Raw genomic sequence first — 13,783 nt, 5'->3', positions numbered from 1 at the left:
CTTCACGTGTGGGTCGGCAGGGGATTGTGCGAAAGATGTGGCGTCACGTTATCGAGTGACGGCAACGCGTGTCCGTCCGATGCCCGAATTTCACCCGAACGGGAGAGTTTCAGAACATGTGGTGGACGCATGACGGCAACGGCGGTCGTAGGTTGGCGCTGTGAGCCAGCACGGAGGCCGGATACCGGCGCACCAGGTGAGGCAGCGGGCCGTGATCGCCGGCGCGGTGGTCGCCGCGCTCGGTGTGGGAGTCGGCCTCTGGGCCACCGACGGCGACGGTGACGGCGGCAATGACGGCGTCGGTCCCCAGGCTTCGGCGACCCGGTCGGGCGAGGCGGCCGCCCCGAGTCCCAGCCGCTCCTACCCCCTGTCCAAGGCGCCGCGCACCATTCCCGCCGTACGCGAGCACACCGCGGCCCGCGGTCCCGGCTGGCAGCCGGCGAAGGGGCACCGGGTCGTGGTCGCCGACGCCGGGCTCGCCGACGAGGGGAAGCAGATCGCCGGCGAGCTGGGCCTGACGTACGCCGGGCAGAAGGGCGACGAGCGCGCCGGGGACCTGCTGCTCGACGTCAAGGCCGACAAGGGCGCGAACCCGGAGTCGTACACCATGACCGTGCGCGACGGCCGGGTAACCGTCACCGGGCCCGCCGAGGCCGGCGTCTACTACGGCACCCGGACCCTGAAGCAGGCGGTGGACGGCGGCGGCACCGCGCCGGAGGGCGTGGTGAAGGACGAGCCGGCCAAACCGAAGCGGGGCTTCTCCCTCGACATCGCCCGCAAGCACTACAGCGCCGACTGGATCAAGGACCGCATCCGCGAGCTGGGCGACCTGAAGTTCAACGAGCTGGGCCTGCACTTCTCCGACGACCAGGCGTTCCGCATCGAGTCCGACTCGCACCCCGAGATCGTCTCGGACGAGCACCTGAGCAAGGCGGAGATGAAGGAGATCATCGCTCTCGCCGCCTCGCGCCACATCACCGTCGTCCCCGAGATCGACTCGCCGGGCCACCTCGGCGCCGTGATCGCCGCCCATCCCGATCTCCAGCTGCGCAACGCGCAGGGCACGGCCACCCGCGGCGCCATCGACATCTCCAAGCCCGAGGCCGCGAAGATCGTCGACGATCTGCTCGACGAGTACGCCGACCTCTTCCCCGGCTCCCAGTTCCACCTGGGTGCCGACGAGTACCAGGCGCTCGTGGTGCCCGACCCCGAGGCGTCCTACCCGACGCTGGCCGCCGCCGCCCGCAAGGCCTACGGCTCCGGCGGCACCGTCGCCGACCTCACCACCGGCTGGCTCAACGGCCGCGCCAAGACGGTCATGGCCCACGACCGCACCCCGCGCGCCTGGAACGACGGCTTCTTCAAGGACACCTCCGTCGAGCCGCTCAAGGACATCAAGGTCGCCTACTGGACCGGCAAGGAGATCGGCGCCCGCCCGCCGGGGGAGTACCTGAGCGCGGGCCGCCAGGTCCTCAACTACAACGACGAGTTCCTCTACTACGTGCTCGGGCAGCCGCAGACCTTCGTCTACCCGACCGGCGAGCGCATCTACGAGCAGTGGACCCCGCGCGTCCTGCGCGGCACCGCGGCCGTCGACGCCAAGTACGACCGGCAGATACTCGGCGGCAGCTTCGCCGTCTGGGGCGACTTCCCGAACGCCCAGACCCAGGCCCAGGTCGCCGAGGGCATCCGGCTGCCGCTGGCCGCGACGGTCCAGAAACTGTGGGACCCCGGCAAGCCCGAGCTGTCCTGGGCGGACTTCAAGTCGCTGGCGGACCGGCTCGACTGACGCCCCCGGGACCCGCCGTCCGGACCCGCCCCGGCCGTGGCGCGCCGATTGCCGGGTCCTGCTGCGCACTCCCGTACAGCTGTGGTCGTCTTTTGACCGAGCCGAACCGACACGCCGGGGGGAACCGGGACATGGGCTACTGGGGGTACTTCGTCGTCGGCCGCGCCGAGCGGCCGCTCGCGGAGCTGGAGGCGCTGCCCGGCGCCGCGGACATGACCCTGTGCCGGTCCGCACCGGACGGCTGGCAGGTGTGGCAGTTCGCGGGCGGCGACGGGGACGTCGGCACCATGAGCGACCTGGCCGGGCAGACCGGCGCACCCGCGCTGTTCGGGTACGTGATGGACAGCGACTGCGTGGTCGTGGAGGCGGCGGCGCCCGGGAGCGGGGTGTGGACGACCTGCCTGGCGCGGACCGCCATGGCCGGATACCTGGGCGCCGAGCGGGACGGGCTCACCCTGGAGGACTACTTCCTGGACCCCCGGGACGCCGCCGAGCGCGCCGTCGCCTGGGCCGCCGAGGCGGGGCACACCGCGAGCGCGGACGACCTGGCGGAGGTGCTGGCGGACGACCCGGCGGCGGACGCGGACGCGGGGCCCGGCGCGGACCGCGCTGCGGGGCCCGCCGACGGACCGGTGGCCGAAACCCTCTTCTTCCGGTTCCTCGACCGGCTGGGCGTCGTACCGCTGTGACACTCCCGAGCCGTCGCACGCAGTAAGGGTCAGTGCGGGCTCCGTGCTGGTGGACGGGGCGAAACGGCAGGAACGGGGAGGGACCCGATGAGCCTGGTGGAACTGATCACGCGGGCCGACACGCGCGGACTCGCCGCGAGCGGACTGGCTTGTTTGGATCGCTGCCTTCCGCTGCTGGACGGCGACGACGAGGCCCTCAGACCCCTGTGGGCGACCCTCGCCGACGAGCCCGGACGCGACTGGGCGCGGGGGCTGACCCGGGTGCGGGACGAGCTCGCGGGTCCCGACGCCCCCGGCGAGGACGAGGCCGTGGTCCTGGCCCGCCGCATGCTCGCGGCCGCGCCGGCCGAGTGCTCCGGACCGGCGCTGCGGACCTGGGCCGACGCCTGCTCCGTCGCCTCGCTCCGCATCCACCGGCTGCTCGACCCGGCGGCGGACGCGGCCCCGGAGGCCGACGTCCCGCGCGACGGCGGCGCGGCGGGACTGCCCCCGCTCGTCGCCGCCGAACTGCGCCGCCAGACCGGCGTCCTGGAACTGCTCGCCGGGCACGGCGCGGCCGGGCTGCGTCCGGCCCTGGAGGTCTGCACGGAGGGGCGCCGGGTGCTGCGCGCGGTGGTCTCCCGCCGGGCCAGGGGGCGGGGCTGAACCCGGGACCGTCCGCAGGCCTCCTGTGACCGTCGTGCGGGGAACGCGCGGCGGCGGTGCGGTGGACGTGGGGGAGGTGCGGCGGTCCTGCGCCGGTTGCGGAACGACCGGCTCCCACGTGTGACGCGGCCCCGCCCCACGGCGCTGTAGCCCATATGACGACTGTGACCAGCGGATGGACGAGCGGATGGAGCGGGACGACGAGCCCGCAGCAGACCCGGCCGTCGGCCGCCGCCAGGCCGGTGCGGTGGGCGGCGGACGCGGTGGCCACGATGCGCGAGGGCGCGCGGCTGCGCCTGGACTACTCGGCGCAGAGTCTGTGGCGCGTGGACCGGGTGATCGACGGCATCCGGCGCGAGGAGGCGCCGTACGCCGCCGTGGAGACGGCGCTGCGCGGACTCGGCGCGTACGCCGGGGAGGTGATCGTGCGCGCGTCCGGCGGCGAGTGGTGGACGACCGGTGGCGACCACTGGGTCCGCACCCCGGACGGCCGCCTGTGGGACCCGATCGACGAGGCCCGCCGCTGCTTCGCCGGGGACGGATCGCTCCGCCTGCTGTGCCGGGACGCGACGGCCGCCCCCTGATCTTCCCTGTGACACTTCCGTGCGCCCGGACGCTGATGACCTTGGGGGCGGGCTCACCCGAGCGCGCGCAGGACTCGGTACGGACGAGGACGGTTCTTGGGCCAGCGAGGGGAACCCCGCCGCGTACAGGCGTACGACGGGGAACTGGGCGCGGCCGTCGCGCGGGCCCAGGAAGGTGACGAGGCCGCCTTCGCGGTCGCCTACCGGCTCGTGCAGCCGGGACTGCTGGGCTACGTGCGCGCACTGGTCGGGGAGGACGCCGAGGACGTCGCGGCGGACGCCTGGCTGGAGATAGCCCGTGACCTGCGGCGTTTCAAGGGCGACGGGGCCGGCTTCCGGGGCTGGACGGCGACGATCGCCCGGCACCGGGCCCTGGACCACCTGCGCCGCCAGAAGGTACGGCCCCGGCCCACGGCACTGGAGCAGGACCTCCTGGAGCTGCCCGGGCCGCACACCACGCACGACCAGGTACTGGAGGTCCTCTCCACCCGGGCCGCGCTCGCCCTGGTCTCGGCGCTGCCGCGCGACCAGGCCGAGGCGGTCCTGCTGCGGGTCGTCGTCGGCCTCGACGGGCCGTCCGCCGCGCGCGTGCTCGGCAAGCGGCCGGGCGCGGTGCGTACCGCGACGTACCGGGGACTGAAGCGGCTGGCGCGGCAGCTGGGGACCGACGGTGTGACGGATGACGGTCCCAGGACGCTGGGGGAGTCGACATGAGGGGCGCCGGGGACGGCGGCCCCGCGGACCGAGCGGGAGCGGAGACGGGCATGCGGGCACGGCACGGGGAGGGCGACGGCCGCGACGCCGGTCCCCGGCCCGCCCCGGGCGGCGCCCCGGACACCGAGGCGCTGCTCGCCGCGGCGCTGCGCGGGGAGCGGTCCGACGCCGAGGGCGAACGGCGGGCGGTGGCCGCGTTCCTGGCGGCACGGGAGGCGGAACCGGGCCGGGCGGCGCGCACCCGGCGGCGGGACGACTGGCGGCCGTGCGACGGGCGGCACCCGGGCCGCACACTGAAGACCGCCCTCTCCGTCCTGCTGGCGAGCCTCGCCCTGGGCGGAGTCGCCTACGCGGCGGCCATGGGCGGGGGCGGCTCCGCCGCGGACGACGGCGGCCCGCACCGCGACCGGCCGCCCACCCCCGCCGACAGCGCCTCGGTCCAGCCGGTCGCCACCCCGGCCGCCACTCCTTCCGGCCCCGCCACCACGCCCCCCGGTGCCTCCGCGCCGCCGGACCGCACGGCCGCCGCCGGGGACACCGAGGCTTCCTGCCGCGCCTACGCACGGCTGAAGGGCCGCGGCGGTGCCCTGGACGCCCCGGCCTGGCGGCGACTGGTCGCGGCGGCGGGCGGCGCGGAGCACGTCGAGGACTACTGCGCCGACGGACCCGCCACCGGGACCGGACGGGGACCGTCGAACCCCGACGGGAACGCCGAGGGCGGTAACGGCGCCGACGGGAACACCGACGGAGCCAACGGGGCCGACGGGAACGGCACCGACGGAAACGGCACCGAGGGAAACAGCGCCGCTCCCGGCAACGGTGAGGGAAACGGGGCCGGAGGAAACGGCAACCAGGAGAACGGCGGCACCGGCAGCGACGGCGGCGGCGGTAATGCCGAGGGGCAGGTCCCCGGCCGGGACCGGTAGCGCCGGGACGGGACGCCCCGGGGTGGCCAAGGCAACGGCCGGGGCCGCCACCCCCCACAGGAGAGGCCCCGGCCGTCGCGCGGCACGGGCCGCGCGGCGGCCCGTACTCCCTTCAGCGCCGCGACTGCGTTTTCTGTCACACCTCACCGCGTCACGGGTTAGTTGCATCTTGTACGGCAAGGCGAGAGGGACATGGACGAGTGGCGGTTTCACGACGTAACGTGCCATTCGCGCCGATGCAGCGGGAGGCTCGCTCCCGCGACAGGGTCGCGGGGGACCACCGCGGCCATCAGTTGAGAGTCCACGACGGCGAGGACCACGTCCGCGAGAGCGGCGCCGGTTGAGGCGCGGAAGGGCTGCGCAGAAAGGCTTCTCGGTGCTGGGGGACGACGCGGAGCTGACCGCCGCGGTGCGTGCGGCGCAGAACGGGGACGAGACCGCGTTCCGGACCGTGTACCGCGACGTGCACCCGCGGCTGCTGGGGTACGTCCGCACCCTCGTCGGCGATCACGACGCCGAGGACGTGGCCTCCGAGACCTGGCTCCAGATAGCCCGCGATCTGGAACGGTTCGCCGGGGACGCCGACCGCTTCCGCGGCTGGGCCGCCCGCATCGCCCGCAACCGCGCCCTGGACCACATCCGCATGCGCGGCCGCCGGCCGGCGATCGGCGGCGACGAGACGGAGCTGACGGGCAAGCCCGCGGAGTCCGACACCGCGGGCGAGGCCATGGAGGCGCTGGCCACCGGCAGCGCCCTCTCCCTCATCGCCCGGCTGCCCCAGGACCAGGCCGAAGCGGTCGTCCTGCGCGTGGTGATGGGCCTCGACGCCAAGAGCGCCGCCGAGACCCTGGGCAAGCGGCCCGGCGCCGTCCGCACGGCGGCGCACCGCGGCCTGAAGCGCCTGGCCGAACTGATCGGCGGCGATCCGGAATCGGGCGGCGGGCTCGACGCCCTGCCGCCGCAGCGAGAACCGCGCGGTCGTGCGGTGACGTCCGCGAGTGTGACGCATACGCGCGCGCGGACGCAGAAGGACATGTGATGGCCGACGAGCAGGACAAGTGGCTGGACCGCGAAACGGCGGAGCGCCTGCTGCGCGGAGAGCCACTGGAGGGTGTCGACGGCGCGTCCCGCGACCGGGCCGAACGGCTCGTCGTGGCCCTGGGCGCGCTCTCCGCCCCACCACCGCCGACCGGCGAGGAACTCCCCGGCGAGGCCGCCGCGTTGGCCGCGTTCCGCAAGGTGCGCGCCGAACGGGCCGAAGCGTCGGCCCAGGCGTCGGCCGCCCTCGGGCACGGTGCTGCTCCCCGGACCTCCGACGCCGGTCTCGTCCGCATCGGCGCGCGTGGCGAGGGCGCCCGGCGTCCGCGCCGGAGCCGCCCCCTGCGCCTCGGGCTGGCCGCCGCGCTGACCGTCGGCATGATCGGCGGCGTGGCGGCGGCGGCCGGAACCGGAGTGCTGCCGACGCCGTTCGACGGCACCGAACCGGAACCCGCCGCCACCGTCTCGGCCGCGGTTTCGTCCAGCCGTCCGACCGCACCGCCCTCGCCGCTGGAGGGGGTGCAGGGCGGGGCGGCGACCGGCGCCACCCCGGGCGCGTCCGACGGTGCCGGCGCGCGGGACGACGACGAGGCCGGGGACCGCGACGCCGACGGCCGGGACACGGACGGCGGCGACGGACGGCGGTCGGACCTCACCGCGTCCTGCCGCAAGGTGCGCGCCGGCAAGGAACCCGACGCCGCCCACCGGCGCGCGCTGAAGGAGGCGGCCGGGGGAGCGTCGCGGGTCGTGACGTACTGCGGCAGCCTCCTCGCCGGAACGGATGGCGGCGGCCGGGACGGAGGCGGCCGGGGCGGCGACCCGGCAGAGCCGACCCGCGAGGCTGAGCCGCGCAAGGACACCGGCGGCGGCAACGGCCAGGGCGACAAGAACGGCCAGGGTGGCAACAACGGCAAGGGCGCCAACAGCACCAAGAGCGACAAGGGTGACAAGAACGGCAACGGCGGCAAGGGCAACGGCGGCAAGAAGAGCGACCACGGAGGCCAGGGCGACGACGGAGACGACGGCGGCAACGGCGACGGGGACGAAGCCGACGCCGACATAGCCCCGCCCGTCCGCGATCCCCACCGCCCCGCCCGCCCCCACCGGTCCCACGGCCCGCACGCCCCCTCGGCCCACGCGCCCCACGCCCCGGCCCCCGCGAATACCGCCTGACCTGCGCTTTCGCGCACGGCGGGGATTCTCTCGCCGGGGGGTGTGACACTTTCGGCCGCCGTGGCGCAGTAGAGAGTGAGCCGACTGGTCATCGGCTCCGCACCGAGCCGGGGTTCCCCCCGTACCTGCGGCTCGTGCATCTCGGCGCGGGCGGGACACGTTCCCCCGGTCCCGCCCGCGCCCCTTCGCCCTACGGCGGTGTCGTCGCCCCGCCGCCTCACCGGTACACGACGACCTTGTCGCCGTTCCTCACCTGCGCGTACAGCTCCGCGATCGCCGCCTCGTCCCGCACGTTGACGCAGCCGTGCGAGGCGCCCGCGTAACCGCGGGCCGCGAAGTCGTAGGAGTAGTGCACGGCCTGGCCGCCGCTGAAGAACATGGCGTACGGCATGGCCGAGTCGTACAGGGTCGAGACGTGGTGGCGGGACTTCCAGTAGACCTGGAAGACGCCCTCCCGGGTCGGCGTGTACTGCGAGCCGAAGCGCACGGACATCGTCGACACGGTCCGCCCGTCGATCATCCAGCGCAGCGTCCGGCTCGACTTGCTGATGCACAGCACCCGGCCGGTCGTGCAGCGCGGGTCGGGCGCGGCGGCGGGCTGGCCGCCCATCAGGTACAGCTCCCACGTGCCCGGCTCGTGCGACATCCCGAGCAGCCGCTGCCAGGTGACGGTGTCCGTCCGGCCGGTCCGCGGCAGCCCGCGCTTGCCCTGGAAACCGCTGACGGCGCGCTCGGTCAGGTCGTCGTACGTCCCGGTCGGCCCGTCCACGAGCCACTCGACCTGGCGCAGCCTGGCTTGCAGCTCACGGACGTCCCGGCCGGTGTCGCCCCGCTGCCACAGCACCCTGGCGGCCTTCGGCCCGGCCGGCGGCGCACCGGGTGACCGGCGGTCCTTGGGCGGCGTGCTCTTCGCCGGGGCCCGGGTGGTGACGTCTATGTGCACCGGCGCGTGCCCCTTGCCGTCCGCTCCCGTGCCCTGCACGGTGCAGCCGCCCGCCGCCAGTACGGCCACCAGCGCGACGGCGACCACCCGTCCCGTGCTCCCCATGCCCCTCGTACGCATCACGCCCCCCCGTCTCACGGTCCCGCACCGACGTCCCCTGAGTTGTTCCCGCGGATGACGCGCCGCGAACGGCACGGCATCGTTGTGACCGGGACCGCATCGCGGTTGTGAGGAAGGTCCCAGCGTGCGCCTCTCCACGGGGTGCACGCGCGCGGATACAGTCCGTCGAAGTGGTCGAAGTGTCGGTGGTATCGGCGAGTAAATGACGGGTAGTTCGAGCAAGTCGAACATGTGCTCAGCGGGAGGCATCACACCATGACGCGCGAGTCCGAGTCCGGGCTGCCCATCGAACCGGTCTACGGGCCCGACGCCCTGGCGGACTGGGACGCGGCCGAGAAGCTGGGCGAGCCCGGGAAGTACCCCTTCACCCGGGGCGTGTACCCGTCGATGTACACGGGCCGGCCGTGGACGATGCGCCAGTACGCCGGTTTCGGCACGGCGACGGAGTCCAACGCCCGCTACAAGCAGCTGATCGCCAACGGCACGATGGGCCTGTCGGTCGCCTTCGACCTGCCGACCCAGATGGGCCACGACTCCGACGCGCCGATCGCGAGCGGCGAGGTCGGCAAGGTCGGCGTGGCGATCGACTCCATCGACGACATGCGCGTGCTGTTCGGCGGCATCCCGCTGGACAAGGTCTCCACGTCGATGACGATCAACGCCCCGGCCTCCCTGCTGCTCCTGCTCTACCAACTCGTCGCCGAGGAACAGGGCGTGAGCGCCGACCAGCTCACCGGCACGATCCAGAACGACGTGCTGAAGGAGTACATCGCGCGCGGGACGTACATCTTCCCGCCCAAGCCGTCGCTGCGGCTGATCGCGGACATCTTCAAGTACTGCCGGGCCGAGATCCCGAAGTGGAACACCATCTCGATCTCGGGCTACCACATGGCCGAGGCGGGTGCCTCTCCCGCGCAGGAGATCGCCTTCACCCTCGCCGACGGCATCGAGTACGTGCGCACCGCGGTCGCGGCCGGCATGGACGTGGACGACTTCGCGCCCCGCCTCTCCTTCTTCTTCGTGTCCCGCACGACGATCCTGGAGGAGGTCGCCAAGTTCCGCGCGGCCCGCCGGATCTGGGCGCGGGTGATGAAGGAGGAGTTCGGCGCGAAGAACCCCAAGTCGCTGATGCTGCGCTTCCACACCCAGACCGCGGGCGTGCAGCTGACCGCCCAGCAGCCCGAGGTGAACCTGGTGCGCGTCGCCGTGCAGGGCCTGGGCGCGGTCCTCGGCGGCACGCAGTCCCTGCACACCAACTCCTTCGACGAGGCCATCGCGCTGCCCACCGACAAGTCGGCCCGCCTGGCCCTGCGCACCCAGCAGGTCCTCGCCTACGAGACGGACGTGACCGCGACCGTCGACCCCTTCGCCGGCTCCTACGTCGTCGAGAAGATGACCGACGACGTCGAGGCGGCCGCCCTGGAGCTGATGGGCAAGGTCGAGGACCTCGGCGGCGCGGTCAACGCGATCGAGCACGGCTTCCAGAAGAGCGAGATCGAGCGCTCCGCCTACCGCATCGCCCAGGAGACCGACTCCGGCGAGCGGGTGGTGGTCGGCGTCAACCGCTTCCAGCTCGACGAGGAGGAGCCCTACGAGCCGCTGCGGGTCGACCCGGCCATCGAGGCCCAGCAGGCCGAGCGCCTGGCCAGGCTCCGCGCGGAACGCGACCAGACGGCGGTGGACTCGGCCCTGGCCGCCCTGAAGAAGGCCGCCGAGGGCGAGGACAACGTCCTCTACCCCATGAAGGACGCCCTGCGCGCCCGCGCGACGGTCGGCGAGGTCTGCAACGCGCTGCGGGAGGTCTGGGGCACGTACGTCCCCTCGGACGCGTTCTGACGGGGGCCGGGCCGGGGGGTCAGGCGCCCAGCCCGAACCGACCCAGGTAGGTGGCGAGGCCCTCCGGCGTGTCCCCGGCCCACCCGACGTACCCGTCCGGCCGTACGAGGAACAGCCCCGTCCCGTACGCCCCGTGCGGGCCCCCGCGCACCACCGTCACCGCGGGCCCCACGCCACCGCCGGGGGCGTCGACGCCGAGCGCCAGCAGCGTCCAGTGCGGTCCACGGAAGGCGTCGAAGAGCCGGACGCCGTCCACCCGGCCGTCGGGCGCGCGGTCCCCGGCCCGTACCGCGTCCTCGCCGACGGCGCCCCGCGTCTCCACCGTCAGCGACGAGTCCCGGTACCCGATGCCCAGCTGCCGGGTCGCGCCGCCGCGCCGCACCTCGCCGCGGTGGACAGCGGTCGACAGGTCGAGCATCCGCGCGGCGATCGGGCGCCGCTCCTCCTCGTAGCTGTCCAGGAGCGCGGCCGGGGCGTCGCCCTTCAGTACCGCGTCCAGCTTCCAGCCCAGGTTGTAGGCGTCCTGGACGCTGGTGTTCAGCCCCTGGCCGCCCGCGGGGGAGTGCACGTGCGCCGCGTCGCCGGCGATGAAGACCCGGCCCGCGCGGAACCGGTCGGCCAGCGCCGCCCGGGGCCGGAAGTCGGAGACCCAGCGGACCTCGGTCACGTCCTCGGCGGCGAGGTGCGAGCGCTCCGCGACGACCTTGCGGACGCCGTCCGCGGAGGTGTCCACGACCGCGCCCTGGGGGAACCGCGCCATCACCTGGAAGTCCTCGGTGCCGGCCAGCGGGCAGACGGCGAGCAGGTCGACGCCGTCGCCCGGCGGGAAGACGTGCCAGTTGTCGCGGTCCAGGCCGCTGATCCGGACGTCCGCCACCAGCGTCGGGCTCGGGTCCACGGTCTCGCCGGTCATGCCGATGCCCAGCGCGCGGCGCACCGCCGACCGGCCGCCGTCCGCCGCGACCAGGTAGCGGGCGCGCACCGTCCCGCCCGAGGAGAGGTGCGCGGTGACGCCGTCCTCGTCCTGCGTGACACCGGCGACTTCGTGGCGGAAGGCGACCTTGCCGCCCAGTTCCGCGAGCCGCGCGGCCAGGATCTCCTGCGTGCGCCACTGCGGCACCATCCACGCCCTGTTGTACGGCGAGTCCTCGCTCGGCTCGGCCGGGTCGAACATGTGGTGCTCGCCGACCCGCTCGCCGTTCTTCCAGATCATGCCGACCGGGTAGGGGCCGCCCACCGCGTGGAGCGCGTCCACGACGCCGAGGTCGTCGAAGACCTCCATGGTGCGGGGCTGGAAGCCCTTGCCCCGTGAGCCCGGGAACAGCTCCCCGGCGGCCTCCAGGACCAGCGCGTCCACCCCGCGCCGGGCCAGGTCCACACCGAGGGTCAGACCGGTGGGCCCCGCGCCGACGATCAGTACGTCCGTGTCCAGCACATCCGGCTCCGAGACGTGCGTATCCATGACATTCACGGCAACTCTCCTTAACGACGTTAAGTCCGGTGTGGGTTCGAGGATGGACTTAACGCCGTTAAGCTGTCAAGCGTGAGTACGGAACGACGCGCCCCCCTCGACCGCCGACGGGTCGCGGACACGGCGCTGACACTGCTGAACGAGGTCGGCCTCGACGGCCTGTCCCTGCGCACCATCGCCCGGGCGCTGGACGTCAAGGCGCCCGCCCTCTACTGGCACTTCAAGGACAAGCAGGCCCTGCTGGACGAGATGGCCACCGAGATGTACCGGCGGATGCTCGCCGGGACCCCCCTCGACCCGGCCGACACCTGGCGGGAGCGGCTGCTCAAGGCCAACCGGGGCCTGCGCGCCTGCCTGCTCGCCTATCGCGACGGCGCCAAGGTGTTCAGCGGTTCACGCTTCACCGGCGCGGTGCACGCCGAGTACATGGAGGGCACCCTGCGGCTGTTCACCGCCACCGGGTTCACCCTCGCGCAGGCGGTGCGGGCGACTACCACGACGTACCTGTTCACGCTCGGCTTCGTCACCGAGGAACAGGGCGTCGAGCCCCTGCCCGGCGAGCGCCGGGAGGGCTTCGACGTGGCGGAACGCGCCCGCCTGCTGGCCGACTACCCTTTGACGGCCGCGGCGGGCGCGGAGATGTTCACGGACTACGACCGGCACTTCGAGGAGTCGCTGGCGCTGGTGATCGAGGGTGTCGCGGCGGCCTACGGCTTCGACTGAGCCGCCCCGGCCGCCCTGCCCGCCTGCGCCCGCCGCGCCGCCCGGTACCGGCGCACCGCACGCGTGACCAGAGGCGGCAGCAGGTCCAGGGCGAGCCGCCGGGTGCGCTCCCGCGGGGACGAGGCACGCGCCGCACGGGCCGCCGGACGGGCCGGCGCGCTCTGCCCCGGCACCGGTGCGGCCCCCGGCCGGCCCGTGCCCGGCGCCGGTGCGGCCGCCGGAGCGGGCGCCGGGTGCCGCGAGGACGGCAGCGACGGCGGCCGCAGCCGCTTGCCCCGGGCGCGGGTCCGCACCAGCCGGTGCCCGGCGGCCCGCTCCACGGTCACGGCGATGTCGTCACGCCCGCGCAGCGCCGCCAGCAGTTCCTCCCGCACGGGCTCCGGGTCGCCCCAGGTGCCGTACAGCTTCTGGCTGCTCAGGCAGACCGGGCGCAGCCCGCGGTTGAGCACCGCCTCCCAGGCCGCGACGGCGACGCCCGGGGTGTGCTCGCTGCGGAAGTCGTCCAGGACGACGATGCCGTCGGGCACCAGCAGCTCCCTGGCCGTGCGGATGTCGCCCTCGACGTGCTCGTACAGGTGCGAGGCGTCGATGTGGACGAAGCGGCAGCTGCCCGGCGCGACCTGGTCCACGACCGCGGAACTGGGCGCCTGGATGATCGTCGGCAGGGTGTCGTGGAAGGAGAGGTAGTTGCGCTCGAAGGCCTGGCGGGTGAGCGAGGAGTACGACTTCGCCGCCTCCGCCCGGTTGGCCGCGTCCGGGGGCTCGGCCCCGAACAGGTCGCAGACGGTGAGCGTCTCGCCGTCCCGCAGCCGGTGCCCGAGCAGGATCGCGCTCTTGCCCAGGTAGGCGCCCAGTTCCAGCAGGTCGCCGCGGGTGTCCAGCCGTTCCTGCCGCTCCAGGAACCAGGAGAACAGCACCTGGTCGAGCGGCCAGAACCAGCCGGGGACGTCGTTCAGCTCACCGGGGTACTCGTGCGTGACTTGCGCAGTGGCCATGAGGCGAGGATGCATCCTCGACACCGGAAAGAGAGTCGGCACGCGCAATCCGACGGTCAGAAAATCGCACGAATTGCTCAACGTGCCCGGGTCGGCACCGCACGCAGCCACGGCGCTCCTTCGGCCGTGCCGCTCGT

At 74.0% G+C, this 13,783-nt stretch carries 13 protein-coding genes; 10 read left to right on the top strand and 3 right to left on the bottom strand.

The window, feature by feature from the left end; genetic code table 11:
- Positions 1-160 precede the first annotated feature (160 nt).
- From ACIRGB_RS02660 to ACIRGB_RS02625, 8 genes are all read left to right on the top strand, one after another.
- Entirely contained in the window at positions 161-1,789 is a 1,629-nt protein-coding gene (locus ACIRGB_RS02660) for a glycoside hydrolase family 20 protein (RefSeq protein WP_403857941.1), read from the top strand.
- Between the two features lie 131 nt (positions 1,790-1,920).
- Positions 1,921-2,478 (top strand): hypothetical protein, encoded by a 558-nt coding sequence (locus tag ACIRGB_RS02655; protein ID WP_403857939.1) that lies wholly within the window; start codon positions 1,921-1,923, stop codon positions 2,476-2,478.
- Between the two features lie 87 nt (positions 2,479-2,565).
- A complete protein-coding gene (locus ACIRGB_RS02650; protein ID WP_403857938.1) occupies positions 2,566-3,123 on the top strand; it encodes a hypothetical protein in 558 nt (185 codons plus the stop codon).
- Positions 3,124-3,278: 155 nt separating this feature from the next.
- Positions 3,279-3,707 (top strand): hypothetical protein, encoded by a 429-nt coding sequence (locus ACIRGB_RS02645; RefSeq protein WP_403857936.1) that lies wholly within the window; start codon positions 3,279-3,281, stop codon positions 3,705-3,707.
- A 96-nt stretch (positions 3,708-3,803) separates the two neighbouring features.
- Positions 3,804-4,421, top strand: coding sequence for an RNA polymerase sigma factor (locus ACIRGB_RS02640; protein ID WP_403857934.1), 618 nt, complete (start codon positions 3,804-3,806; stop codon positions 4,419-4,421).
- A 50-nt stretch (positions 4,422-4,471) separates the two neighbouring features.
- A complete protein-coding gene (locus tag ACIRGB_RS02635; protein WP_403857932.1) occupies positions 4,472-5,347 on the top strand; it encodes a hypothetical protein in 876 nt (291 codons plus the stop codon).
- Positions 5,348-5,723: 376 nt separating this feature from the next.
- Positions 5,724-6,386 (top strand): RNA polymerase sigma factor, encoded by a 663-nt coding sequence (locus tag ACIRGB_RS02630; RefSeq protein ID WP_403857930.1) that lies wholly within the window; start codon positions 5,724-5,726, stop codon positions 6,384-6,386.
- Complete coding sequence (locus tag ACIRGB_RS02625; RefSeq protein ID WP_403857928.1) at positions 6,386-7,558, top strand: hypothetical protein; 1,173 nt, start codon at positions 6,386-6,388, stop codon at positions 7,556-7,558. Before ACIRGB_RS02630 ends, ACIRGB_RS02625 begins: the two co-directional genes overlap by 1 nt.
- 217 nt (positions 7,559-7,775) lie before the next feature.
- Here ACIRGB_RS02625 and ACIRGB_RS02620 read toward each other — a convergent pair whose 3' ends face one another.
- Positions 7,776-8,621, bottom strand: coding sequence for a L,D-transpeptidase family protein (locus ACIRGB_RS02620; protein WP_403857926.1), 846 nt, complete (start codon positions 8,619-8,621; stop codon positions 7,776-7,778).
- Between the two features lie 255 nt (positions 8,622-8,876).
- Between ACIRGB_RS02620 and ACIRGB_RS02615 the strand changes: the two genes are divergently transcribed.
- Positions 8,877-10,457: a methylmalonyl-CoA mutase gene (locus ACIRGB_RS02615; RefSeq protein ID WP_403857924.1), complete on the top strand. Its 1,581-nt coding sequence runs from the start codon at positions 8,877-8,879 to the stop codon at positions 10,455-10,457.
- A 19-nt stretch (positions 10,458-10,476) separates the two neighbouring features.
- Here ACIRGB_RS02615 and ACIRGB_RS02610 read toward each other — a convergent pair whose 3' ends face one another.
- A complete protein-coding gene (locus ACIRGB_RS02610) occupies positions 10,477-11,919 on the bottom strand; it encodes an FAD-dependent oxidoreductase (protein WP_403858193.1) in 1,443 nt (480 codons plus the stop codon).
- An 81-nt stretch (positions 11,920-12,000) separates the two neighbouring features.
- On the opposite strand from ACIRGB_RS02610, the gene ACIRGB_RS02605 reads away from it, so the two are divergent.
- Positions 12,001-12,651, top strand: coding sequence for a TetR/AcrR family transcriptional regulator (locus ACIRGB_RS02605; RefSeq protein WP_403857922.1), 651 nt, complete (start codon positions 12,001-12,003; stop codon positions 12,649-12,651).
- Here ACIRGB_RS02605 and ACIRGB_RS02600 read toward each other — a convergent pair.
- Complete coding sequence (locus ACIRGB_RS02600; RefSeq protein ID WP_403857920.1) at positions 12,636-13,646, bottom strand: class I SAM-dependent methyltransferase; 1,011 nt, start codon at positions 13,644-13,646, stop codon at positions 12,636-12,638. The two genes, ACIRGB_RS02605 and ACIRGB_RS02600, sit on opposite strands and share 16 nt — an antisense overlap.
- Positions 13,647-13,783: the final 137 nt, after the last annotated feature.

It is taken from the genome of Streptomyces sp. NPDC102490, from assembly GCF_044765285.1.
GTDB lineage: Bacteria > Actinomycetota > Actinomycetes > Streptomycetales > Streptomycetaceae > Streptomyces.
Note: the sequence above shows the minus strand (reverse complement) of the source record. Positions and strands in the feature narration are given on the sequence as shown.